This is a genomic window from Bdellovibrio bacteriovorus, from assembly GCF_001592745.1.
Lineage (GTDB): Bacteria > Bdellovibrionota > Bdellovibrionia > Bdellovibrionales > Bdellovibrionaceae > Bdellovibrio > Bdellovibrio bacteriovorus_B.
The window spans coordinates 2011718-2036072 of the sequence record NZ_LUKD01000001.1 but is presented as its reverse complement, the minus strand read 5'-3'; the positions used below and the strand labels follow the sequence as shown (position 1 = coordinate 2036072).

Genomic DNA, 24355 nt, shown 5'->3' with positions numbered 1-24355 from the left:
GAAAGGTCCTCTTAATGAGGACCTGATTCGATATATTTTTTTAAATCTTTAAGATGGATATCCCACACGACGTCGAATTCTTTCTGTAAGGATTCGCGTTGTGCATCGGGAAAGTGTTCCCAACCATAATGTTGTAAGGTCACCGTCCGCTCTTCGCCTTTGTCTTCGATCTTCAGCATACATTCAGTTTCCCATTCCGGGCGCCATTCGTGTTCATGCCAGGTAAAAACAATATCGTGGTTTTCGCGGGAATAAACAACACGTCCCGACGCCAGGTGTTTTTGACCTTCGCTATCAATCCAGGGCTCTTGAAAGATACCACCGATATCAGGCTGAAGGATCACACCTTCATTCCACCATTGAGAGAGTTCATTCTTCTTGGTAAGGGCCCGCCAAATATCTTCGCGCGGAGCTTTAAGGGAGATTGTTTTTTCAATCTTTGTAACCATACGCACCTCTCTTCCTGTTCTTTCAGGATAAGGGAGGGATGTCAGCAGCCCTAGAAATATTAAACGACTCGTTGAAATCGCATATTCTTGGCGTCGAATATTTGAAATTGCAAAGGCTGAGTGCTGATGACTTGTAATTTGATGGGGTCGCCGTTTTTTAGCGGCAGACCGGTGTGGTTACCCACGAGCAAAAGATCACCTTGAAAGTTGCACAGAGCTTCCTTGGAAGAAGTCACTTCTTCCACAATCGCCTGAAGAATCTGACCTTTCTGCAAAGATTTTATAAAGCTCCGTGAAGCCAAAGTTTTATCCTAAATCTTTCGTCATATCTAAGCGACGGAATTCAACGGGACGAATCACGTTGTCTTTTTTTCCCTGAGCAGATGTTGGAGCCGTCGTTGCTAAGGTCTGCGCCTTCGGAGCCGCTGTCGGAGCCACCGGCGTCGGTTTTTCGCTTAAGAAAGTTTGCGCGATATTCTGAGTGACATTGAATAGAGCTGAAACATTGTTGGCGGTTTGTTGCGCCGCTGTTTCTTTTTCTTCCACTTCAATGCAAGCCGCTTTAAAAGCTTCGCCTAATTTTTTAAGTGCTTCATTGTCGGTTTTGGGAACTTCAAATACAGTGCTCATGTCATGCGCCGAATCTCTTTGCAATGGCGCCATGAAGGACATGTTATCCACGTCACTCAAATCCGATGCTGAATCGTGCATATCGGCTTCGCCTTGCGCCCATTCCGGTAAACTGTCTTCACAGAACATCAATTGATCACGGTTCACGTTCGCAATGAATTCAATTTCCCCGCGAGAAAGTTCTGGCACTTGAGAAGCGATATCATCGATGCTGTGACCCTGATGCGCTAAACGAGCAGCTTTAACGTATTTAATCGTGTTTTTGCGTTCTAAGATTTCGTTGTGAGGAATACGATCTTGGAAGATCTTTGCGACTTCCAAACTTTTTTGCATGCTCTGTTCGATTTTCGCAAGCTGTTTATCAGAAGCCTGAATTTTGGTTTGAATGTCTTTTACTTTCTGTTCCAACAAAGCCGTTAACTGATTAACCTGAGTTTCAGTTCTGTCTGAAAGGTCTTCCAATACGGCGATTTTGCTTTGCAAAAGCTGCAAGCCTTTACTGAGTCTTGGATCATCTTTAGGAGGACGGTTTAAACGAACCCACAAACCAACAACACCTGCTAATAGAATTAAATTCACAAGCACTTGTAGTAAGAACCAGAAACTCACTAGGCCTCCCCGCCGAACATTAATTAAATTCTAAACTGCCGAAGGTCCGTCTCACAACGAGACTTAGGTCACAATCGTATCAAACCAGGACCTGGACTCCGCCCTGCTTTGGTACACAAAAAATGGTGTGTTATTATGCAACAAAGGGGAGCGTGGGATATGTTGCTCAAATTATCTAAGGGGTTGGTGTGGGCCTCTTTGACGGCGGTGCTGTCATTGACCGCTTGTGGACCTGTGCAATTTTCTTCAAAGTCAGCGGGAGATGTGGATGATAGCAATGTCGATCCCGGCCCCGTTCCTGGCGGCTCGATCCGCGAAGTAAATTATACAAATACCGTCAGCGCCCGCGATAACAAGTTGGATATCGTTCTTGTTGTCGATGATTCAAACTCAATGCTTCCTGATAACCAAAAGCTTGCGGCGAATTTAGCCCCCTTCGTAACCAAGCTTCAGAATTCCAATATTGATTGGCAGATGTGTGCGACGGTGACTCGTGCTCTTCCCGTTTCTTCCACGCAAACGGCTTGGGGTGCTTCGATTTACTGGCAAAGCTCTTCGACGGCTTCCACTTCTTTAGGAATGGTTTTGCAAAGAGGAACATCGAATCTTTCGCAAATCTTCTCTAACACAATTAACTACATTAATGCCGGTTGGGTTGGTTCTGACGACGAACGTGCTATTAAAGCTATGTGGCGCCACGTTTATAACGGGGACCTTCGCTATTCAGGCAACAATGGTTGTTATCGTCCTGATTCTGCTGTGGCTTATATCATTATTTCGGATGAAGATGAGCGCAGCATTGGTGGAGATTCTTCTCAACAAGTTTACTCTGGAGAATTGAAGCCTCTTGAAGATGAGGATAAACCCGAAGTTTTCGTTCAGTCTTTCCGCGACACTTTCGGTGCCGATCGCCGCTTTACCGTGAACTCTATCATCGTGAAGCCAGGCGACAGCTCGTGCAAAGCTTCTCAAGATGCGGGTGGAGCAAAATCTCACTACGGATTTAAATACGCCGAACTTTCACAGATGACCGGCGGTGGTGTTGGTTCCATCTGCGAATCAGACTTCTCGACGAACTTAAATCTTTTCTTAGATCGCATTCAAGATTCATTAAGCTCTGTTCCTTTAGAATGTGCTCCGGTGGATGGAAACATCACCGTGACAATCACTCCTTCTGCGGGAGTTGTCTCTTCACGCATCGAAGGTATGAACTTGGTGTTTGATACTCCGGTTCCAGCAGGCCGCACGATTGATTTGAAATACTCGTGCCCTGACGACGGCCGCAGCCCAAGTTCAGCGACTAAAGCGACTCCGCTGGCGGAGCAAGGCTTCTTTGCTAAGATTGTTTCTTTCTTCAAAAATCTATTTTAGAGAAAATCTGATATGGAAATAAAAAAGGAGAGTTCGCACTCTCCTTTTTTTATTCTAAGGCGTTCACTAAACCAGTTGCCCCACAAAATCGCGCATTCTTCCAACGGCGCGTTTCATAGTGTCTTCCGATACGGCGAAACTTAAACGCATAAAACCTTCAGTCCCACACTCGGCCCCCGGCACAGTCGCGACGAAAAACTTTTCTAACAAGATATCGCAGAAGTCCTTAGAAGTTCGTACGACACGGTCCTGATAGGTTTTACCAAGACAGTTGCGGATGTCGACCCAGAAATAAAAGGCGCCTTGAGGTTCAGCCACTTTAAAGTGTTCAATCGCCTGAAGCTCTTTCAACCCTGAAACTTTTCTTGAAATCAATTTTTCAACCACGCCGTTAATGTCAGATTCGCTGGTGCGAAGGCCCGCAAGAAGAGCGTGTTGAGAAATACTCGAAGGAGAACCCGTCGACTGACTTTGATAATCGGCCATCGCTGTAATTAGTTTTTCAGGGCCCGCCGCCCAACCAATGCGCCAGCCGGTCATCGAGTAAGCTTTCGATCCGCCATTCACTAAAACTGTGCGCTCACGAAGATCTGGAGCCACTGAAAGAATATGCGGCGCCACTTTGCTGCCATCAAAAACCAGACGGTTGTAAATGTCGTCAGAAATAATCGCCACCTGTGGATGTTTGCGTAGAACCTCTGCCAAAGCTTTTAATTCGTCTGCCGTGTAAGACAATCCCGTGGGATTGCTCGGTGAACAGAACAAGAATGCCCGCGTTTTAAGATTGATGGCTTTTTCTAACTTTTCCGGAGTGATTTTGAAATTTTCAAGCTCACCGCATTCGACGATATGAGGCACGCCATCGGCAAGTTCAATCATCGTCGGATAACTGACCCAGTAAGGTGTCGCCACGATGACTTCATCACCGGGAGAGCACAACATCTGCAAAGCCGCGAAGATAATATATTTCGCACCCGATGCCACCGTGATTTCTTTGGGCGTGTATTCAAAGCCTAATTCATGCTTCATTTTTTCTGTGATGGCTTTACGAAGTTCTAAAGTCCCGTTAGCAGGTGTGTACTTCGTAATACCTTTTTGAATGGCTTCAATGCCGGCATCGGAAGGTGCTTTGAACGTGGGCCAATCGGGTTCACCCACAGTGAGTGAGATCACATCGTGACCTTGTGAAGCCAGCTCTCTGGCTTTTGCGACGAGAAATAAAGTAGGAGACGTCTTTAAGTTTTGTGCTCTTTTAGAAAGTTGAAGCAAAGCCCACTCCTTTTATTTTTTGATCTTTTTCTCTAAAGCCTCTATCACCACGTCGGGCACTAAGCCTTTTAATGCACCGCCATTGACGGCCACTTCTTTCACACCTCGAGAAGAGATGTAATAGTACTCAGGACTTGCGAACACCAAAAGCGTTTCAATTTCCGGAGCCAGTTTTTTGTTCATGTTAGCCATGGTCATCTCGTACTCAAAATCCACGACGGCACGAAGACCGCGCACGATGACTTGAGCTTTAGCCTTTTTCATATAATCGACAGTCAGACCACCGAAAATATCGACCTTCACATTCTTCACATGAGACAAAGATTTTTCAATCAAGACTTTACGTTCTTCTGCGCTGAACATAGAGGATTTTTGTGACGACTGTGCAACCAAGACAATGACCTGATCATACACGGCCGCAATACGATTGATGATATCCACGTGGCCCATAGTGATTGGATCAAAACTTCCTGGATAAACTGCAATCTTACTCATTGTTCTCTTCCTTTAGGGCCGCCTCGTGACAAAACATATTCAAATATTTGTCGCCGTAGTCTTTCTGGTCATAGCGCACCAAGGAACCATAACGCTCTTCCATGCGCTCTTTCTTTTCAGATTCTATCGCCATAATTGTGTGTTCGGCAAAGCCCGCGCTCACGCTCGCAGCCTCCATGACTGAATGAGCCATTTTTTCCGTAAAGGGAGGGTCCGCCAAAATAATATCGAAAGCTTCTCCCTGGTACGATTTCAAGAAAGCAATGACGTCCATATTGATGATCTTATATTCCGAATTAGGGACTTTAAGCTTTTCTAAGTTCTGACGAGTGATGGTCAAAGATTTGGGATTTTTTTCTACGAAGGTGCAGAACTTAGCATCACGAGATAACGCTTCAATGCCCAAATTGCCTGTGCCACAAAACAAATCAGCGACGTTGGCACCATCGATTTGAAACTGGATTTTGTTAAACAGCGTTTCTTTTACGCGATCCGTGGTGGGACGAATATGATCAGCTTTAAAGGCCACAAGCTGGTGCCCGCGGTACTTACCCGAAATAATTCTCATGCTAAAAGGTCCTCAGCCATCTTGACGACGGCGAAAATATCTTCAAAAGGTTTGGGAACAAAAAGATTCGCACCCATCTGTTGGGCCGTTTGCATATTGTGTTCGCCCGAAAACGCCGACATCAGAATGACTTTGGCGGAGTTGCTTGAGCCCATCTCTTTTAAGACTTCAGGCCCCGTCATTCCCGGCATCAGCACATCTAAGAAAACCAGATCTGGCGACCAACTTTTCCAGGATTGCAAGCCTTCGTGACCATTTGTGGCTTCCATGACGTCGAAGCCTTTGCTTTTCAAAGCACGGCTCAACGAACGACGTACTAACGCTTCATCATCCACAATCAGAATCTTCAACGCTTACTCCGAATCCTTGCGGGGCAGCTCGATTGTAAAACAGCTCCCGTGAGGTTCGACGTTATGGAACTGAATAGTGCCGCCAAATTTTTCAATGATGGACTTAGACATACTTAACCCAAGACCGGTCCCATGTCCTTCTTTTTTTGTCGTAAAGAACGGTTCAAAAATACGTCGTTGGATTTCCAGAGGTATCCCCGGGCCCGTGTCTTCGATTTCAGTGATAACAAACTTTCCTTCAGAGCGCGTCGTCACTTTCAGACGGCCGGGATCTTTCATCGCCTGACAAGCATTGTTAATCAGATTAAACACCACTTGTTGCAATAGATGGGGCTCTACGAAGACGGTTTGTCCCAATGTTTGTAAATCCACTTCCAGACGATGTGTGCGCAAAGCAGACTTCAACATCGGCAACGTGCGTTCGATGATCTCATCAACACTGATGTATTCCGATGGCTGATCTTCGCCTTTTGAAAAGTCCAAAAGGTTTTTAATAATTCTTTGCGATCGCGCCGTGGCTTTTTCGATTTCAACCAGATCCGCGTGGAGGTTTCCTTCTTGAGGCGCCTCTTGCAACAGGACTTGAGTTAAAGCTCTTAAGCCGGTGAGTGGATTATTCAACTCATGCGCGATGTTACCGGCAAGCATGCCGATCGCACCCATTTTTTCATTCTGTAACATCCGCAAATAAAGCTCGCGAGACTGCGTGATGTCCACGTATTGATTTACCACATTTGTAGGGCGTGTTCCCTGATCTAAGAGCACAGGATAACTATGAACCTGATAAATACGCCCATCGACCTGAATCTGCCCTGCTTGAGGGTGTCCCTCTTTCATAGCTTGAGGAACGGGGCAACCTTCACACTGTGACTTGCGATGCGCGAAGCTTTCATAACACTTATGTTGCAGAAACCGATCCGAGAATTTTCTATTCGCGCGAACCACATTGTAATCGACGTCGACGATGGCAATAGGATCGCGCATACCATCGAAAGTTTTCTCCCAACGATAGGAAAAACTAGAGAGCTGGCTTTCCAAAAGAACACGATCCAGTGCCATGCTTAAGGGTCGCATGCGATCGCTCATAAAGTCGATGAAGGGCCCCATCTCTTTATCAGAGAGTGAGTTTTCAATACACAAGACGGCTTCGCCTTCACCACCTACAAAGTGACTGGTCAAACGCAGCTCTAAGGGAACAACATAGGCCTTAATAAAAGGACGACCAAAATGGTTGGCAAAATAGCGAATCAATTCGGCACTGGGTACTTGCGGTGTTTTGGGAAACTCGTAGGGAGTCAAAGACTCGGTTTGAGTAAAATGCCCCAGTTGAAAACTCAAAAAGAAAGTTTTATTGCCGCCTAAGCGATAAGCCAAGATGGGATCACCCATCTTATGAAATTTGCGCAGTTCTTTACGTAAGATTCCTAAGATATCCTCAAACGAGGTTTGCGTCGCAAGATCTTTGATAAAACGGACAAGCTGTCTTTCACGGTTCAGCTTTTCAGATTCTTCGTGATGGGACAGTTCAATATACTGCGTGCGCTCTTCGACCATCGCCTCTAAAGAATGCGTCAAAGCCTCAAGCTGCTTATTCTGATGCGATGATTCCCGCAACAAGAGGGAGCGCGACAAATACATGGAATGTTTTTGCAAAGCGCTTTCCAACTGCGCCCAGATTTCACGCTCTGATAAAGGCCAGCGCATAAAGCGATACACTTGGGCTTTATTAATCCCCTCGCGCACTTCACTTTCACTTAAATCTTCGGCAATCAAAAGCCGTGGAGCCATGGGCTGATATAACCGGGCTTGGACCAAGAATTCCAGACTGTCATCACCGGCCGTATTCTGGACTAAGATCGAGGAAAATTTCTGGGTTTTCAAAAGAGACAAGGCCTCACCACAGGAGGCCTTGAAAATGATTTCTACTTCCCTTTTTTGAAAGGGAAAGAAATGCGGCAGTCTAATTGGCGAGACGTTTCCGATCCACAGGATGGGATCCAGTTTGTTCGGAATGGATATGAGATCCTGTGTATTCGCCATTCAGTGATTTCTCCAACACTCGCAAATGATCTAACCACATTTGCAGAACATTGTTCAAATCATACTCTAGGACATCGGCTAAAAGAACAAAATCCTTATTTTCCAAGGCGCGCAGTGCCTGCAAAACGGTATTCTTGCTGGCTTGCTCCGCCTTAAACCAATCAACTGGACTGGAAACCAGGAATTGATCCCCCATCATTTCCTTCACCGTCATCGTGCTGTCGATAAGGAATTCACAGTTTTGTACGAGATCATGAATCGGTTTTAAAAGACCACTGAGTCCTTGAACGCGCATTCTTTTTGCCAGGTTTTCGGTGCTCTGAATAAGTTCAGGCAATGCATCAATCCAACCCTTTAAAACAATCGAAGTCAGATCACGGCTGTTTTCCGTAAGATATTCTAACGTGTCGATCTGCTCTAAAGGAACCGTGGCAAAACGGGCTTCTTCCGTTTCGTTGATTTCCAATCCATTTACGATATAGCGACAAACAACCTGATTCGTTGAACGAAGGTCATTTTCGATATCGGTAAAGACTTTTCCCAGCACGATATTTTCTTTATAAAAATCGCGTAGCTCTTGGCCGGACACTTTAAAGCGTTCCATCGCAGACCTCCTTGCGCTCTTGCTCTTGTTCGATCAGAGCCTCTTGAGGAACGTAGACATGAACATGGCGAGCCAATCGTTCATGCACATCCAAAGCTGCGGTACAGATTTCCTCTAAAGTGCCGGGACCTACACGGACTTTCTCCGCTTGATACCAGCTAATAAGAGGACTCAGTTCCGGAACCATTCGGCTAATACTTTCGATCACTTCTTCTGCGCGATCCAAGAAAGGACCGACATTTTGCAAGCCCTTCTCGGGAATAAGACGGATTTGCTCCATGGCGAACTGATTGATATCAGCCAACTGGCTTGCACCTTGAAGAATTTCCATGCGATCCGCTAAAGGATAAGCCCCACCCAAATAAAGTGCTTGTACTAAGTCCCATTGAAAACGCTCTTGAGCCGTTTCATTCTTTTCGTAACTGACAAGACCGGCTGCGCGAGTGATAAGCTCCGGCGCCGCCTGACCTTGTAAGAGACCTAGAATGCACTCACCAACACGAGCGGCATTCAGAGCTTCTTCATTCTCAGCGCGATAAATGAATCCCAAAGTGGATTTTGGCCCGGTTTCCCAATAGTTCACCTCACCGATACTGACATTGAATGTCGGCGTATCCGTCAAAGAAGCCATGTGGATCGGTGCACTGTCGCAGCCAATTAAAAGTTCGGCGTCTTGTAAGACCGCGAAGATATCAGAAATTTTCGTCTGACCTACTAGGTTGACGAATTCATTTTCGATCGCGTGAGCTTGGATTTCTTCGGCCAGTTCTGCTTCACCCTGCGCTCCAATAAGAACGATCGGGATTTGCGTTGCGGCAAGCGGTTGAAGCACTTTCGCCCAATTTTCCGGAGACAAAGACTTGTGTTTTTCACTCGCACCCACGTGCAAGACTAAATAAGTCTCCGGAAGAGTCGTGGCAAAACTGCCAACTTGCGGAGCTGCGAAGTCAGACTCGATGTATTCTAAATTCAACATCGAAGCCATAACATCCACGACGTGAACGCGGTTAGGCTTATCAATACCCACTTGCGCATAGAAATAAGAGCTGACCTCGTCAGACAGGCACAAACTTCCGTCGTTATAACGAGTGTAACCCGTTACCGTAGCTGCCGGATTTGTGACAGCATGAGTAAGATAGCTCGATGCCGGGGAAAACGTCAGATTGATAATCCAATCATAGTTTTCATCGCGAAGTGCATCTACGGATTCGTTCAATGTTTGCAAAGCTGATTCAATATCTGCATTTTCTTGCACCAAAGGAGCAAGAATTGAACTGACCGGCAAAGAAAGATGTTTATCAATCGCCGTCAATCCTTCCACGGCGCCTTCGAATCGAGGACGAGTGAGGAAATGAATTTCTGCATCTGGGTGCGCACGACGTAAAGCGCGCATCGCCGGCCATGACATGTAAATATCGCCAAGTCTAGCGAGTTGTGTGACGAGTATTTTCATTTTTCACTTGTTCCTTGATAAGTTCTTTTAGCAACTGAACTCTTTCCGCATCCTGGTTATAGCTCTGCGTTTTGAGGATTTGGCTGTAGGCTTTTTCGAGTCTCTTCAAAGCCACTGATAGATAATTGTCCAATTCCTTTTGCATAATATGCCCCTTCCATGGAGATTGTTTGCAAATGACGAGTGAATGATTCACGAATAGTTAATAATTCTTCAACTTCTTGCAAAGCTGCTGACACACGATCATAGATTTGCACAGGTTGATTAAAGCGAGATAACAAAGCTTCCACAAAAACCTGGAAATAACCGACCTCATCTTTTTTCGACTTCAGAATATCCTGAGCGCAAAGAATTAAGTCCGAAATATCGGAAGTTTGGAAACTTCTTTTAACTGCCAGTTCTTCGCGCGTTGGCAATACTTCAAAGGCTTTCTTCAACCACTGACGGTATTGTTCCGACTTTTCATTCCAAGCAGACAAAACATTCTGCAGTTCTTCCGTCGGATGAGAGTTTAAAAACTCAGCCGCTGCCAAAGCATAAAAGGGCTCAACTTGGGAATTCGCCTTATCTAAATACAAAGTCCACACGGCTTTTTCTAAAGAGAGCTGTAAACTTCTTTGCGCCATCTTTTCGCCGCTCAACTGGTCCCATACCGCACCGAAAACCTGTTCAACGGATACATCCTCAGCGCAAAGATGAGTTGGCTGAGGACAAGCTTGCGAGTGCACGCAAGGCGCACAGCCAGCTTGAGTTTGAATAACCAAGGCTTGAGAAGAATAAGCTGCCGTTTTTGAAGGATCACTGCTTCCAATAGCGATTTCCACAATCGGGGTGCCGATCTGAGCCGCCATGTGTTTAATACTTGTATCTCCGGTGACCAACAAAGCCGCACTTTGCAAGTGCTTGCGCGCTTCGGGCAGATCACAGATTAGAAGATCTTTTTCAGAGAAGAACTCCAACAAGGTTTCTCTTTCAAAAGAGGCCCCCAGAACCATGACTTCGTAATCCACCAAAGAAATTTCTATTGTGCGCTTCAATTGAGCGAATCGTTCAAGTCCCCAGTTTTTCTTGGAGTCGCTTGTAAGACACTGAAGCAGCACGAGTTTGCTTTTTTTACGTGGCGTCGTCGCAATTTCCGTCTGCACTGGGATATCAAAAGCTTTCCCCAGAAGCTCGACGTAATGGAACAAAGATTTTTGAGTTCCAGAAAAGCGATCGTTAAAGTATCTAAGCCAACGGTTCGACAAACCTTGAAAGCGTCCCTCCGCCTGGTAAAGACCACGCTTATCCGCGATCTCAAGAGTCCCCAGCAAATAAGCGCTTAGTTTGTTATGAGTCAAGTTGATCGCTTGATCAAACCCTTGCCCATTAAGGCTTTCCACAAGTTTTTCCACCTGCTGATACGACCATAAAATGTTCGCCGAAGCGTCACTTAAGCCCTTTTGCAAAGTTTCACGCTCGAAATAGATATAATGATCGACCACCCCATCCAAAATCTTTTCGACATTGGCGAACTGACGATTTAAGAGCAAATGAATTTCGGCGTGAGGATTTTTCTCACGCAGGCCTTTAAGCAATGGAGCTTGTTGAATAATGTCGCCCAATCTCAAGAGCGACAGAACTAATATCTTCATTATTTCACCAATTCACCGAGAATACGGAAAATCTGTTTTTTGTTCTCTGGCATCACAGAGGCTTCCACCACTGGGATCACATCCTTGATGGACAAGAGCTTGTTCTGCTCTAGATAAAGCGCTTTCATATTGATGCTGAACTCTTCAAAGTGATATTTTACGGACTCTACGGAACGTCCCGTAAGACCCGCGAACACCTCAGAAAAGAACTGAACGTTCTGACCCCAACATTCTTTAAAAGAAAGAACGTAAGAACGATTGTTCAGGATTTCCTGGAAGAATTCTCCTTTATAGATGTCTTGAACGTCTTGAATGATAACGATCTCAACGCGGTCTTGCAGCTCAGGAAACTGCGACCGGAATACGGGAATCAAAGATTCGCGAGACTCCACAACGCTGATTTTTAAACTGGGATCGACGTCGGCCAATGCCGCGATATGAAATCCGGAGCCCAAACCCACGACGACGACATGAGATGTTGGAATCGCACCCAAAGAATAAACCCACTTAAGACCTTCACCGCGAGGATCACGCAACGAAGCCAAAGACTCACCAGATTCAAACGCCACTAAAGAGGACTCGTGATTTTCAGAAAATGTGATCGACATGATTAAGCCACCTTTTGCGATTGAAGAATTTTCTTTTTTAAAGCGCGAACTTCTTTATGATCCGGGTTCCACAAAAGGACTCTTTCCATTTCAATCAGAGCCTTGTCGACCTGCCCCGCTGAGCAGAAAAGATTGATAAGAACTAAAGACATGTCTTCATCTTCTTCCACAGAAGAAAGATAAGACTGAAGAGCATCGATAGCTTTTTGGATTTTACCGTCACGCAAGCCCCAGTTCGCCGCTAAGTGCACGGCAGTACGGTTTTGCGGATTGATATCCAAAGCAGATTCAATATTGGCCCAAGCAAGGTCGCTATCACCAAATTGGTTGTGAACCATCGCAAGGCCCACCCAAGCTTTGTCATTTTCAGGATTGATTTCAACAGCTTTACGGAAGCAATATAAGGATTTTTCAAAATCGTTTCTTTGAACTTCCAAAGTACCGAAGTTCACAAGCAGTACGTCACTTTGAGCATTCATTGTGTAGGCTTTATTATAGTACTCTTCCGCACCATCAAAATCGCCCTGACGAACAAAGATGTTTCCCATATTCTTATAGACTTCAAAAAGATGATCGTTTTCTTCAGTCAGGATCGCCAAAGCCTCAAAGTATTTATCGAGAGCTTCCTGATCGCGACCTAGTTTATAGAGAGTCGTGGCATAACGGCACATGTTCTCAAAACTATAGTCCACTTTCGCCAATGTCTTGCGCGCGATCAAAGCCTCATCCAGGCGAGACGTTGTCTCTAGGCATGAAGCAAGCAACTGCAAAGTGGCAGGATTTTTAGAGTCCACATTGCTGGCTTGACGAAGAAGATTCATCGCCAAAGCGTACTCTTTGTGCTTCATCAACAATTTTGCATTTTGAATAAACTTAGCAACACGAGGATCTTGAACAGAAGTTTCTTTTTCTGTTTGTGATTCGGCTTCAAATTCCGCGATAGCTTGTTGCGGATCAAAATAGATTTTACCGGACTCTTCAATTTGTGATTCGGTATTTGAAATGCTTCCAGAAACTTCACTGGACTTTTGAACGATCTGATTTTCCAACATCTGAATAGGTCTCCTCGAAAGACTGGTAGGAGCAACACAGATGCCAAAGCTTCATTTCATTTTAATTTGATCTGAGGCAAGTTCAGTGAGGAGATTTGACTCTTTGCCTGAACTCGCCGTCATGATTTTGTCAGGAAATATTTTCCTAGACCTCTTCGTTCAAGCGATTACTGAAGGTCTTGCTTTTATAGCTACCCACCGCTTTGCGTGAACGTCGAACTTCTTGCAATTCCTTGATGATAGAGTTTTTCGCCATCTCGATGCAGGCCAAGACTTGGATATCTTGTTCGATAATGCGGGCAACATATTCATCCTTGATTGCCAACGCCTCTTTCACTTCACGGCGTTCGCCCTCAGTGATTGCGTTTTGTTGAGCTTCTTCGTCGTGCACTTTTTCAATTTGTGCATCAACGTACTTTAGAACTTCAAGAATTCTTTCACGAGTCTGATAGAAGTGTTCCAAGTTATCGAATTGCCCTTGAGCAAAATTCGCCAACTCTACTTCGTTCAGTGAATAGAACTTCTCGAGGTAGTGATTCTTTTCGTTCAACAACGTGATAATCCTAGTCATGTCCCCTCCGTGGGAATTTTTAGCCTGCTTTATCTGTTTCTTTTTTCAATTTTTCAACTGCTTGCACCCAACCATCATAAAGCGTGTTCAGAAGCTTTAGATTTGCTCTTAAAGGTTCTGGATCGCCCGAGATGTTGGCTTTGGTGTATTGTTCCATCATGAACATATAAAGCTGTTCCAGCTGAACAGCGACATCACCGCCGACCTTGTGGTCCAGCGTGTTGTTTAATTCCATGATGATATCGAAAGCACGGCCGATATTCATTCCACGGTCTGCAATCTTCTTTTCTTCAGCAGCTTTGATTGCAAGCTTGGTGAATTTGATGGCTCCTTCATAGAGCATCAAAAGAATTTTTTCGCGACTGGCACTTTGTACCGACGTCGTTTTATATTTCTGATACGCATTCTTGTTCATAGTCCCTCACACCTAAAACTCTAAAAAGTTCTTAACTTAACTACCCTGCTTTCGGAGCCATTGCCGCGAAACGTGCCTGTTGCGCCTGCATGTCCGACATTTTCGATTCCAGATCCGCGAATTTACGTCGCAGACTTTCTTCTTTTCTTTCCAACTGACGCTCTTTGGTTTCGATACGTCCGTTGACCTGATTAATACGATCTGTCAGTCCCTTTTTGCGATTGGCAATCGTACCGAACTGACCGTTTAGCAGGTTTCCGATTTCTCTTTTCAATCCTGACACGAAGCCCGTATTGAAACCGTCGCCTCGGAAGAAGGCGGCCACTCCTGCCGGGTTCGCATTCAACACTTTGTTGAATTTGTCCTGGTTGAAGTTCAAAGTACCGTTTCTGTTAAACTCAATTCCCAATTCACCCACACGGCGGATCGGAGTATCAACCCCCATCGTCGGATTTAAAATCACGCGACGAAGTGAGTTTTCGATGGAACGAAGCATTCCATCACCGCCCAAAGGACCCAGCTTTGGATTCTTCCCGTCACCCGCCTGCAATTTGTTTTGCTTTTGGATGAAATCCAAGGCCGCATTGTAAGAATCAACGAAACTTTTGATTTTTCCGCTGATCACTTCCAAGTTTTCTTTCACGCTCATACGGATTTCACGTCCCGGAGCCGCCGATTTAAAGTCCAACGTCACTCCCGGAATCAAATCCGTGGATTTATTATCAGGAAGCTCGATTTCAAATCCGTCTACCTTCACCTTCGCGTTTTGCGCCGGGCGGGATTGATCGAAGTACATATCCTGGTCCCCATCCAAAAGATAAATCTTCGGGAAAGTCACCTGGCTGTCTTTTCCTGTGGAAAGACCAGAGATCAAAAGTTTAAAAGGATTATCCGCATCCTTTCGGTCTTCCAAAACTTGTGCTTTCAATCCCACGTTTGCAGCGTTGATTTGTTTCATAACGCCTTCTAACGTCGAATTTTTGCCGTTAATATAAACTTCTTTCACGCCTTCGGGTGTATCGAACTTGATGTAGCCCACACCGATTTGCGTTTCATTCTTATCGGGAAAACCGTTTGAAATCGCCGCGGGCTTTTGCGCCAGCTGCACAACTTCAATCGAATAGTCCCCTGGAATTGCCGAATTGGGATCCACCTGTCCCTCAATCACATTCGGATCACCGCTAACAAATTTCTTGTCGATGAATCCGCTTGTCGAAGTCAGTTCACCCAGATTTTTGGTGATATCGCTGACTTTCGTTTCCAACTCAGTGACAAGTTTTAATTTGTCTTCCTGCTTGGTTTTCTGCACTTCCATTTGTTTCACAGGAATACGCTCAGCTTCCATCAGCTGCTCAACGATATTTGGTGGTAAGCCAGAGGCCATCCCTGAAAAACGTATTCCTGCCATGAATTCATTGTGTCAAAGTGAGGCAAGAACCGTGAGTCAATTAAATGTCTCTCGAAAGGGCCAGTGGAGAGCGTTTCCGGGCTCTAATGAATTTTAGACAGCAGGGATTTTGACAGAGGGTGATTTCTCTGGACGTCGATCTAGGAAGCAATTGCAGTTAGAACGAAAATAATTAAGCAGATCGCTTCAGCAACTGCCCACGGTGAGAGTTATCAGAGGGAAGAGTCCATAATTCCAACTCTGGAATGCGGCGAATGACCGTGCCCAGATTGTCTTTCACGATGACGAAGCGGCCTTTTTCATCCGCATCAAGCTCTACCGTCCACTTGTGTTCTTTCATCGCAGGAAGGTTGCGCAGATGCTCCATGGCTTTTTCAAGCTGTTCATCCGTCATGGGCTCGCGCTGCTCTTGGTTGCCACCGTACATCTCTTGTCCGTTGGCGTCGCGGTCATTGGTTTGATCTGACTTAATAGCCTGCCCCGTGCGGTCGACAGAGCGAACCTCAGTGTTGGGCAGAATATTTGAAATCATTCCTTTGATATTCATACGAGGTTCTTATCGGATTTTCGAAGAGCAAACTTAAATTTCGTCACCTTCGTCGGGGCCTATTTCATATAGACGACGCTATACAACGATTCTTTCAGTTCTTCTTTGGTGACCCACACGTTGCCTTTTTCACAGCGTTTGTGAAATTTTGCGTAGTAAATAGAGCAATCGCTGCCCCAGGTATTTCGAATCAAGTATTGGCATTTTCCGCCAATCTTCTTGCGCGCGGCGATCACGCTTGAATGATCCGCATGCTTGTTGTCTTCCCCTTCTTCGGGAGCCATCAATGAGTACGCGTTATATCCAATGCCAGCAATACGGCCATTTTCTAACGCATGATCAATGGTTGCAAAAAGCTTTTTAGATCCCTCTTCTTTGTTGATCTCGCCTTTTTTGATACGCGCTTCGTATTCTTCAAGGCTATCACCGAACTTCGTCATGACTGGAACGAGAGGAACAGGCCACGGCTTGCGCTGACAACGGCGATCGCGTTCATCTTCATACACGCTGGTGATGGCAACGGAAAAGGGATCAACGACGGCGGAAGTGAAATCGGCCTGGGACTGAAATAGACCGCAGTTGTTCTGTTTTATATGTGCTTCGTTTCGCTTCTTATACAGTTTTGTGATCTGGCCAAAAAACTTTGTCTGATTGGATTCTGTAGAGGGAAAGTTCTTCTCTGTGCACATGCCTTTGGTATTTGCCAAAATAATAGCAGCATCTTCCTGGCCTCCGGTATCCATCAAACCCTCTTTGCGTAAGATATGCTCCGGATCGTATTTGCCCGCGGATGCTAGGCGAATTCCTTGAAGACGTGTGTAAATTTCTGGATTTTCCTGCAGATAGTTTTTCACCTCAGGCTGAGTAGACTCTTCCAGCTTATAAGGGTCAGCCAAGATGAAAGTTGAAGCGATGTCGGTCGCCGAAACACGGGTTTTCACTCGTTGAGAAATAAGGTCCGCCGAAGTGTAAGCAAAACACCAGCTCAGTTCGCCTTGATCCCGGTTCGGGCCAAGCTCCTGGCGGTAATCAATAGTCGAACAACTTTCCTCTGCGTGAGCCGCAGAAAAAATCATTAAAGATAGAAGAAGTCCCATGACGTTCATAATGAAGAACTTATCGGAGTTCGCCTTGGATCTCTTTATCACAGCCGATTCAACGTTCATGCCTCTTGTCTCATATTGAGACTTCCATTTCTATAGCCCAGCGCCCCTCACCGTCACCTGTCCTATTCGCAGGCAGACGCCAGGTGTTCAATCCCTGCTGAAAGCGTTAAAACCAGGGCACGGCTTTCGCACTCTTCAAGTCGGATCTTTACGTTTAAAAAAGGAGAGAAATTATGAAAATCATGGCTACGCTACTGTCTTTATCAATCGGTTTATCTGTTCAAGCTGCATCTGCGGGTGTGGAGTGCATTACGCAAACCAACCGCTTTGATTTTGTCACAGTGGATCGCGATGGTGGCGAAGAGACTTTGACGATCCACCACTTGAGCGAGTCTAAAGAGCGTTTCCTTGTCACTCATAACAACAACGGCAGCGTGATCGCAATCAAGGACAATGATCTAGATGGCGGAGCTTCTCGTCGTGGTGTTGCTTTAATTTACGAAGCTAATGGGCGTGGCGGATTGGCGCTGGATGGCGATATTATTGAAGTCACTTGCCAAAAGAAATAGGATCTTAGAATTAAGACTTTCGATAGGGAATTGGCAGACACCAGTTCCCTTTTTTATTTCATTTCCGCTGCCCCACCCTTTAAATCAGCCGTGTGACTCTCACAACTATCAACATACATATTTCAATTCTTTGATCCCAGTCTACGCCTTGTGTACCCTTGCCTCGTTATCAGAATTCATGGAGGTGATGGATGTCTCTGAAAAAGCTACTCTTGGCTTATGTGGTCCTGCAGGCAGCGTGTGCAAATGGCAGTTCAAATGGCGCAGAAGAGTCTTTAGGATCTTCTCGCGAGCCCACGTTAGTAAAAACAAATTTTATGACCGGGTTGCAGAATCCCTGGGACCTTGCGTTTCTTCCAGACGGCACAATGTTTTACACCGAAAAATGCCGTGGTCTTTCCATGCGTAAAACTGACGGCAGTGTTGTTCGCCTTTTCGGCACATCAGGCTCAACTCTTGTTGCGAATGATCTTTTCTGCGAAGGTCAATCGGGTGTTCATGGTGTCGCTTTAGATCCAAACTTTGCGGTGAATCGTTTGATTTACGTTTACATGGCTTCGAATCTTTCAAGCCCTCGCACCAATCGCGTTGTGAAGCTGACGTTATCGCAAGATTTATCCACGGCATTAAGTCGTACCGATATCGTCACATACATCTCTTATAAAAATGCCGCGAACAATTGGGGTGGGGCAGGATCTCACAGTGGCGGCCGCATTCGTTTTGACAGCAATGGATACCTATACGTCACTACGGGCGATAATCACAATGGTCCACTCCCTCAAGATGTCACAAAGCTGGGTGGGAAAGTTTTACGTATCGATACCAGCGGCAATGGAGCTCCGAACAACAATTTTCCTTCCGGTGGTGATCCGCGTATCTTCACCTTTGGTCATCGCAACGTTCAGGGCATCACTTTTCATCCCGTAACAGGTCAGCCCTATATCTCCGAACACGGTCCAAATCACAGCGATGAAGTCACTCGTCTTGTTGCCGGGGGAAATGGTGGCTGGGATCCAAAACCAGAACCCGGGGTCACCTGTGCGGATAATTATTGTGGTTACATCTCGAACAAACCCAGCGGCATTCCGACACCCATGACGGACTTAGAAAAGTTTCCGAATGCCATGCGCCCTACAGTTGTCTACGCGGATTCTCAAGGTATGGGACCTGCCACATTCCTCACGGGATCTAAATGGCGTGCGTGGGAAGGTAATCTTGCCGTGGGCATGATGGCGGCTCAACGTATGGACGTCTTTTACTTAAATAGTTCTGGAGAGCGAGAAGCCACAACCACCGCGACATTACCTTCGGCTCGCATGCGTTCGTTAGTAATGGGTCCTGACAGCAATCTGTATATTGCGACCGATGAAGGCCAGATATGGAAAGTAGAGCCGCAGTAGTGTGAGGAAGAGCTCTTCATAAATGGAAGAGCTCTTTTATTTTTAAATCCTCACTGGCAATAATGAACTCGGAATTAGCGAGCCCAGAATCTGCAATAGTAAGCACCGTGGGCCCGCGACTCCCTTACTGATGAAGTCACAGTTTCACCTGGATAAACTTGCTCATCAATCTGCTTACGGATTTCAAGATCCTCTCCTTTAGACCCTAAACGAGAAAATCCAAACTCGACGTATTTCATACTCAGAGTTTCATCTGATTGGTTGCTCAAAGAGCAATGCCACACATGACCTGATCTTGAAACCTGGCCATAGTGACTTTCAAGAGCAAATGCAGATGAAGAAGCCATTAATAATAGTGATGCTAGAACAATTTTCATAAATACCTCCGTTTTCTGTGAGGCACTTACAAAATTACGACACGATTCAACGGTCAAGGAAACCGCCATTACGTTCTGATCACTTAGAATTTTTTTGGTAATTTGAATCTTATCACAAGATTTTTTTGACCGACGACATTTGCGGTAACGGTAAGGACAAATACAAAAAGCCTTCTTGCAAGGCCTGTTAGTACCCCAAGGAAGCGTTACAGCTTCCTTGGGTAGGTTGGTACCGGGAGGGAACGGAGGTGCCCTCCCAGATCAAACTTTTTATTTTCTTATATAATTAACCAATCAATCTCAATGCTGAGTTTGGCATCGCATTCGCTTGCGCCAACACCGCAGTATTTGCCTGCAATAGTACTGAGTTACGAGTCGACTCAGCAGATGCTGCAGCTACGTCAGTGTCACGGATACGAGAGTTCGCAGCAGAGATGTTCTCATGTTGCACACCCAAGTTATCAACTGTGGATTGCAAGCGGTTTTGAAGGGCACCGAGATTCGCGCGGTAACCGTTCACTTGAGATTGGGCTTTATCCACTAGCTCAAGAGCCTCTTGCGCACCCGCTTTGGAAGAGAAGTCGAAAGAATCAATTCCAAGAGCTGCAATTGTTGAATCTGTTTCACCTGCATTGAACGAAATTCTGTCTGCTTCTTCGTTGTTGTTGATACCAACTTGGAAGTCGAACTTATCACCAGAACCATCAAGAAGTTTTGTAGTTCCGAATTTAGTTGTTTGAGTAATACGTTGAGCTTCAGCTTTTAATTGTTGAACCTCTTTATCCAAGAAGCCACGCTCAGTGTCACCAACAGTATCAGATGAAGCCTGAACACCTAGTTCTCTCATACGAGTCAAGATGTTAGAAATTTCACTCAAGCCACCCTCTGCAGTTTGTACCATTGAGATACCATCGTTGGCGTTACGGCCTGCTTGGCTCAATGATCTGATTTGCGATTTCAAGTTTTCACTGATCGCCAATCCCGCAGCGTCATCTGCCGCTTTGTTGATACGTGATCCAGAAGACAATTGCTCCATGGATTTACCGATTGAACGCTGAGAAGTAATCATAGTTCTCTGTGCGTTGATCGCTGATACGTTAGTAGAAATTCTCATTCCCATGTGGGACCCCCATTAATTGCGGCAGCCTTATACCTACTTAGGCTTGCCTGTTGTACACGTTAGTGACTTCACTTTTGTCGGGTTCCTCTGCTAACGATTCTCTTCAGGCAGTCACTCCATCCGAGTCTCTCGAGTACTTCGACTTAAGTTCCGTCGTTGCTTCTGACATACCTTTCGGCGAGGTCTGTGAAGCCTTTAGTCGCGTCCTGCAAAACTAGACCATCATCCAGATAAACCTAGACCAACATCCTGAAAACCAGCCCAAAATCCATCCAAATCCCAAACCAAAGTCCAGCCCAAGACCAAAAGCCACCCCGACCAAAAGGTGCCTGCTTCTTTTTTGGGTCTACACCGCGTTAACAGAAATTTTTAGGGGAAGCTTGAATATTCGAGTCACGAACGTATAGCTATTTTCACTCGACGTAAGTGCGTCGTTACAACAGAAAAGAACACTGGCGCGAAGGTTCCTGCAATACGAAGTATCGACAATGTAACGATGATGTTGCCTGTTTATAGCGGATGCTTTTCTAAAATTGAAGGTCGCTTGTTCTGCGGAGAAAGTTTAAAAGTTGGCTTCCTCAAAGCAACTCGCACTTCCTCCATACATTGTGGGTCTGGTGTCGTGTTTAGCCACTTCAACGTTTCAGTTCTTGATGAAAAGAAACCCCAGTTCTCGTCTTCGGAGATAGGAACGTCCATCCATGTATTTCCCAAGAGTCCTTGCAAAGAAGAGTAAGGATACTCTTCGACCTTATTACAGAGTCCGGCAGCTACAGGGTTTCGATAAACATATTTATAGGCGTGAAGATAATAAAGCGGATTATCTATTAGAGTACGGTGAAAACGAGATCCGTAAGTTTGGTTGATACGGAAGCTGTTAAAAGAAATCTCACGGCTTGTTTCTCGCATGAAATATCTCATAGCCTCACTAAGATTAGCATCCGGAGTACGAACTATCATATGGAAGTGATTGCTCATCAAAACAAAAGCATGAATTCGCAGATTGAATGCGCCATTCAAGAAATACAGATTTCTAGACATAACTTCCCAGATGAAATCCATGTCTAAAGAAAACCAATCTCGATTAATACATCGCGCGGTCACGTGATAAGGAAATTCTGTGTGATTGTGGAATATCGGTCGTCCCATGAAGTGGGACCAATGCAAAGGAAAAAGGGTGATGTAACTCACCTAAGTTCGATCGGGATATTGCTGCGGTCCGAAGCTCAGATTCTGCCTTTTGATGCGGTGTAGACCCAAAAAAGAAGCAGGCACCTTGAAAATCCCTGGGAGCGGGTGCTCCCAGGGTGGGCTTAAGACACGAGAGGTATATGTGGGCGACCCCTCATTCTCGAATGAGACCCTATCCCAGTAAGGCCCCACTCGATATCGTAGTGTACGAATATGGTTTTTGATTTTTTATTATACTAGTTTCATCGCCACATTTGGTAACTGGTTGGCTTGAGCCAAAACCGATACCGCTGTGTTTTGCAAGATACTTGCTGACGCCATTTCTGCTGTTTCCTTCGCCACGTCAGTGTCGCGGATACGAGAGTTGGCTGCTGACAAGTTTTCGTAAGAAACATCGAGGTTACTTACTGTTGATTCAAGTCGTGATTGCATCGCACCGAAACTTGCGCGCAATGAGCCGACTTTTTGGATGGCTTCGTCGACGGATTCCAGAGTGCTACGCGCTCCTGATTTATCCGCCACATCAATACCGCTGATACCCAGAGCACTGGTTGTCGCGTCGGCATCGAAGTCGAAGGCGATGATATTTTCTTCTCCACCGTAGGCACCGACGTGGAATTCTAATTTACCACCGGAACCATCTAGGAGTTTTGTATTACCGAACGTAGTGGTCTTAGCAATACGGTCTGCTTCTTGGATGAGTTGCTGGGCCTCATTGTTGAGGAACCCGCGCTCCGTATCACTGACAGTATCAGAGGCCGCCTGTACTCCGAGCTCACGGAGACGAATCAGGATATTTGAAACTTCGCTCAATCCACCCTCACCCACTTGCGAGAATGAAATCGCGTTGTTCGCGTTATTACGCGCTTGCGCAATACCTTTTAACTGTCCTTTGAAATTTTCTGAGATCGCCAAACCGGCAGCGTCGTCGGCGGCATTAACGATACGCGAACCCGACGCAAGAGCTTGCGCTGAATGTTCCGCTCGTTTTTGTTGTTTGGATAGCACACGTTGTGCTGCGATTGATGCAGTGTTTGTTGCGATTCTTAAGCCCATGAGAACCTCCTAAGGGATTGAGATCTCGCGCGCTGATTTTACGGAACTATTCATGGACCTAGGCAGCACCACTTGCCATCAGAACAATCTTGAATCCCACCAACGTACGATGATCAGTTTTTTAAAATTTACTAACTCACTAAAAAATAAATTTAAAAATTTAGGTTGGAGGGTCCCTCGGGATCAGGGTGACTGTCCCGATCTTCGAGGAACCGAGCCATCAGAGAAGGTTGCCTTTAGGAACTCTTTCGAGTTTTGGAGGGGTCCGAGCGTCTGAAGCTTTGCACCAACGTGTACGAGGAACTCTTCGGACCATGGTCCAGGAAACTTTAGGGCTTAGGTCTAGGAATTTTCTCAGGACCCCGCTTAAGTATTGAAAAGACTGGATATTAAGGACCAAAAAATTTTAAGACGAAGGTCTAGGGAAGCCTCGACCAAAGGATTGAAAGCAAGAAATTCTCAACGCTTATGTTACATATTTTTAGAAACGGAGATCGTTTAATCCCAGGATATTAATTCCGGCAAAAGTAGAATCCCCAAAGTTGTTTTTCACATAATCAATAAGCGGAATTTCGACGACGAACTGAGACCCGCGTTTAAAACTTGCGTGACGGAAGATGATCTGACCGTCGCGTTCAAAGAAAACTCCCTGATGAGAAATATCCAACGCCGTTCCGATGGCGTCTTTCACTTTCCAATTTGCACGAACGATATTGATCACACCTGCCTTGGGAAAATAGCGAAGCAAATCCCGATTAGAAACCAAGGTCTTTTTATCTATGAAATTAAGACGAGCTTTTTCCTGACCCATGCTCTGCGTACTTGCGCGAATGTATTCGATCTTCTTTGCCTCGTTGTCCTTCGCCTTCACCATGTCGGGAGCTTGGCGCGCAAACCAAGTGTTCTTTTCAATGAGAGTTTCCAACGTCGACGTCTGGGAAGATCCCACATCCCTGGTGATGTCCCGCAAAACTCCAAGTCGTTCTGCATTTGGATTCCAATCGACACTCGTGAAATGATTGCGTGTGAAAAGACTGACGTTGCCATTCATGTAGCGAATCTGTGTCAGTAAACTTTTAAAAGATTCTTCTGAAGAAACTAACGAAAGTGCTACGACGGTTTCAACATAAGTTGTGCAATCAAACGCATCAAAACGAAAGAGCGGGTCGTTATCAAAAGAAGATGTGCTTCCCTCTCCAAGCGCGCCACCCAGGTAAGGTTTTCCTAAGAATTGAGCCGAAAAGAAATCAACACGATCACGCAGTGGTTTTGAAAGAACAGCGTGTTCTTGAGCTTTAGCAAAGAGCTTGTGAAGTTCGCTTTCAGCAGCATGTTCAATCACGACCGAAGCCGCCGACGATGAAACCTGCGCCAACACATGCGGCGACGCAATTCCCGCAAATAAGATAATCATTAAAGGCTTCACAACTGATTTCATAATAAACGTCCTGGGTTATACCGGG

At 45.6% G+C, this 24355-nt stretch carries 26 protein-coding genes; 3 read left to right on the top strand and 23 right to left on the bottom strand.

Annotation, left to right across the window (positions count from 1 at the left end; translation table 11 throughout):
- Window positions 1–11: 11 nt before the first annotated feature.
- From AZI87_RS09755 to AZI87_RS09745, 3 genes are read right to left on the bottom strand one after another with little or no spacing between them, the layout of a single operon-like run.
- Window positions 12–449, bottom strand: coding sequence for an SRPBCC family protein (locus AZI87_RS09755; protein ID WP_063206347.1), 438 nt, complete (start codon window positions 447–449; stop codon window positions 12–14).
- Window positions 450–508: 59 nt separating this feature from the next.
- Window positions 509–751: a hypothetical protein gene (locus AZI87_RS09750; RefSeq protein WP_063206346.1), complete on the bottom strand. Its 243-nt coding sequence runs from the start codon at window positions 749–751 to the stop codon at window positions 509–511.
- A gap of 4 nt (window positions 752–755) precedes the next feature.
- On the bottom strand, window positions 756–1688 hold the full coding sequence (locus tag AZI87_RS09745; protein WP_063206345.1) for a DUF2802 domain-containing protein: 933 nt from the start codon (window positions 1686–1688) through the stop codon (window positions 756–758).
- Window positions 1689–1847: 159 nt separating this feature from the next.
- On the opposite strand from AZI87_RS09745, the gene AZI87_RS09740 reads away from it, so the two are divergent.
- The gene (locus AZI87_RS09740) at window positions 1848–3059 is read left to right on the top strand and encodes a hypothetical protein (RefSeq protein WP_063206344.1); all 1212 of its coding nucleotides are present in this window, start codon (window positions 1848–1850) and stop codon (window positions 3057–3059) included.
- A gap of 66 nt (window positions 3060–3125) precedes the next feature.
- Here AZI87_RS09740 and AZI87_RS09735 read toward each other — a convergent pair whose 3' ends face one another.
- The 15 genes from AZI87_RS09735 to AZI87_RS09665 all read right to left on the bottom strand — a co-directional run bounded on the left by AZI87_RS09735 (window position 3126) and on the right by AZI87_RS09665 (window position 17239).
- Complete coding sequence (locus AZI87_RS09735; protein WP_063206343.1) at window positions 3126–4328, bottom strand: pyridoxal phosphate-dependent aminotransferase; 1203 nt, start codon at window positions 4326–4328, stop codon at window positions 3126–3128.
- Between the two features lie 12 nt (window positions 4329–4340).
- Window positions 4341–4823 carry a pantetheine-phosphate adenylyltransferase gene (coaD, locus tag AZI87_RS09730; protein ID WP_063206342.1) on the bottom strand — a complete coding sequence of 161 codons (483 nt, stop codon included), beginning with the start codon at window positions 4821–4823 and terminating at the stop codon, window positions 4341–4343.
- Window positions 4816–5391: a 16S rRNA (guanine(966)-N(2))-methyltransferase RsmD gene (gene rsmD / locus AZI87_RS09725; protein WP_063206341.1), complete on the bottom strand. Its 576-nt coding sequence runs from the start codon at window positions 5389–5391 to the stop codon at window positions 4816–4818. Before rsmD ends, coaD begins: the two co-directional genes overlap by 8 nt.
- Window positions 5388–5741 carry a response regulator gene (locus AZI87_RS09720; protein ID WP_063206340.1) on the bottom strand — a complete coding sequence of 118 codons (354 nt, stop codon included), beginning with the start codon at window positions 5739–5741 and terminating at the stop codon, window positions 5388–5390. Before AZI87_RS09720 ends, rsmD begins: the two co-directional genes overlap by 4 nt.
- 3 nt (window positions 5742–5744) lie before the next feature.
- The gene (locus AZI87_RS09715) at window positions 5745–7529 is read right to left on the bottom strand and encodes a PAS domain-containing sensor histidine kinase (protein WP_253696632.1); all 1785 of its coding nucleotides are present in this window, start codon (window positions 7527–7529) and stop codon (window positions 5745–5747) included.
- A 172-nt stretch (window positions 7530–7701) separates the two neighbouring features.
- Window positions 7702–8385 carry a hypothetical protein gene (locus tag AZI87_RS09710; protein WP_063206339.1) on the bottom strand — a complete coding sequence of 228 codons (684 nt, stop codon included), beginning with the start codon at window positions 8383–8385 and terminating at the stop codon, window positions 7702–7704.
- On the bottom strand, window positions 8372–9838 hold the full coding sequence (locus tag AZI87_RS09705; RefSeq protein WP_063206338.1) for a glycosyltransferase family 9 protein: 1467 nt from the start codon (window positions 9836–9838) through the stop codon (window positions 8372–8374). The genes AZI87_RS09710 and AZI87_RS09705 overlap by 14 nt, the downstream gene beginning before the upstream one ends.
- Window positions 9839–9894: 56 nt before the next feature.
- Window positions 9895–11472, bottom strand: a complete 1578-nt coding sequence (locus AZI87_RS09700) for a glycosyltransferase family 9 protein (RefSeq protein ID WP_063206337.1) — start codon at window positions 11470–11472, stop codon at window positions 9895–9897.
- The gene (locus tag AZI87_RS09695) at window positions 11472–12080 is read right to left on the bottom strand and encodes a hypothetical protein (RefSeq protein WP_063206336.1); all 609 of its coding nucleotides are present in this window, start codon (window positions 12078–12080) and stop codon (window positions 11472–11474) included. The genes AZI87_RS09700 and AZI87_RS09695 overlap by 1 nt, the downstream gene beginning before the upstream one ends.
- A gap of 2 nt (window positions 12081–12082) precedes the next feature.
- A complete protein-coding gene (locus AZI87_RS09690) occupies window positions 12083–13132 on the bottom strand; it encodes a tetratricopeptide repeat protein (RefSeq protein ID WP_063206335.1) in 1050 nt (349 codons plus the stop codon).
- 145 nt (window positions 13133–13277) lie between these two features.
- Window positions 13278–13703, bottom strand: a complete 426-nt coding sequence (locus AZI87_RS09685) for a hypothetical protein (RefSeq protein ID WP_063206334.1) — start codon at window positions 13701–13703, stop codon at window positions 13278–13280.
- 19 nt (window positions 13704–13722) lie between these two features.
- Entirely contained in the window at window positions 13723–14118 is a 396-nt protein-coding gene (gene fliS, locus AZI87_RS09680; RefSeq protein WP_063206333.1) for a flagellar export chaperone FliS, read from the bottom strand.
- A 40-nt stretch (window positions 14119–14158) separates the two neighbouring features.
- Entirely contained in the window at window positions 14159–15526 is a 1368-nt protein-coding gene (gene fliD / locus AZI87_RS09675) for a flagellar filament capping protein FliD (RefSeq protein ID WP_063206332.1), read from the bottom strand.
- 172 nt (window positions 15527–15698) lie between these two features.
- Window positions 15699–16073: a hypothetical protein gene (locus AZI87_RS09670; protein WP_063206331.1), complete on the bottom strand. Its 375-nt coding sequence runs from the start codon at window positions 16071–16073 to the stop codon at window positions 15699–15701.
- A gap of 59 nt (window positions 16074–16132) precedes the next feature.
- Window positions 16133–17239, bottom strand: a complete 1107-nt coding sequence (locus AZI87_RS09665; protein WP_063206330.1) for a hypothetical protein — start codon at window positions 17237–17239, stop codon at window positions 16133–16135.
- A gap of 173 nt (window positions 17240–17412) precedes the next feature.
- On the opposite strand from AZI87_RS09665, the gene AZI87_RS09660 reads away from it, so the two are divergent.
- Window positions 17413–17748 carry a hypothetical protein gene (locus tag AZI87_RS09660; protein WP_063206329.1) on the top strand — a complete coding sequence of 112 codons (336 nt, stop codon included), beginning with the start codon at window positions 17413–17415 and terminating at the stop codon, window positions 17746–17748.
- 191 nt (window positions 17749–17939) lie between these two features.
- The gene (locus AZI87_RS09655) at window positions 17940–19148 is read left to right on the top strand and encodes a PQQ-dependent sugar dehydrogenase (protein ID WP_063206328.1); all 1209 of its coding nucleotides are present in this window, start codon (window positions 17940–17942) and stop codon (window positions 19146–19148) included.
- A 74-nt stretch (window positions 19149–19222) separates the two neighbouring features.
- Here the strand turns inward: AZI87_RS09655 and AZI87_RS09650 are convergent, their stop codons facing one another.
- The 5 genes from AZI87_RS09650 to AZI87_RS09630 form a co-directional block, all read right to left on the bottom strand.
- Window positions 19223–19525, bottom strand: a complete 303-nt coding sequence (locus AZI87_RS09650) for a hypothetical protein (protein ID WP_063206327.1) — start codon at window positions 19523–19525, stop codon at window positions 19223–19225.
- Between the two features lie 286 nt (window positions 19526–19811).
- On the bottom strand, window positions 19812–20645 hold the full coding sequence (locus tag AZI87_RS09645; protein ID WP_063206326.1) for a flagellin: 834 nt from the start codon (window positions 20643–20645) through the stop codon (window positions 19812–19814).
- Window positions 20646–21155: 510 nt separating this feature from the next.
- A complete protein-coding gene (locus AZI87_RS18005) occupies window positions 21156–21794 on the bottom strand; it encodes a transposase (RefSeq protein WP_301335616.1) in 639 nt (212 codons plus the stop codon).
- A 273-nt stretch (window positions 21795–22067) separates the two neighbouring features.
- Window positions 22068–22892 carry a flagellin gene (locus tag AZI87_RS09635; RefSeq protein WP_063206324.1) on the bottom strand — a complete coding sequence of 275 codons (825 nt, stop codon included), beginning with the start codon at window positions 22890–22892 and terminating at the stop codon, window positions 22068–22070.
- 481 nt (window positions 22893–23373) lie between these two features.
- Window positions 23374–24330, bottom strand: a complete 957-nt coding sequence (locus AZI87_RS09630; protein ID WP_063206323.1) for an N-acetylmuramoyl-L-alanine amidase-like domain-containing protein — start codon at window positions 24328–24330, stop codon at window positions 23374–23376.
- Window positions 24331–24355 lie beyond the last annotated feature (25 nt).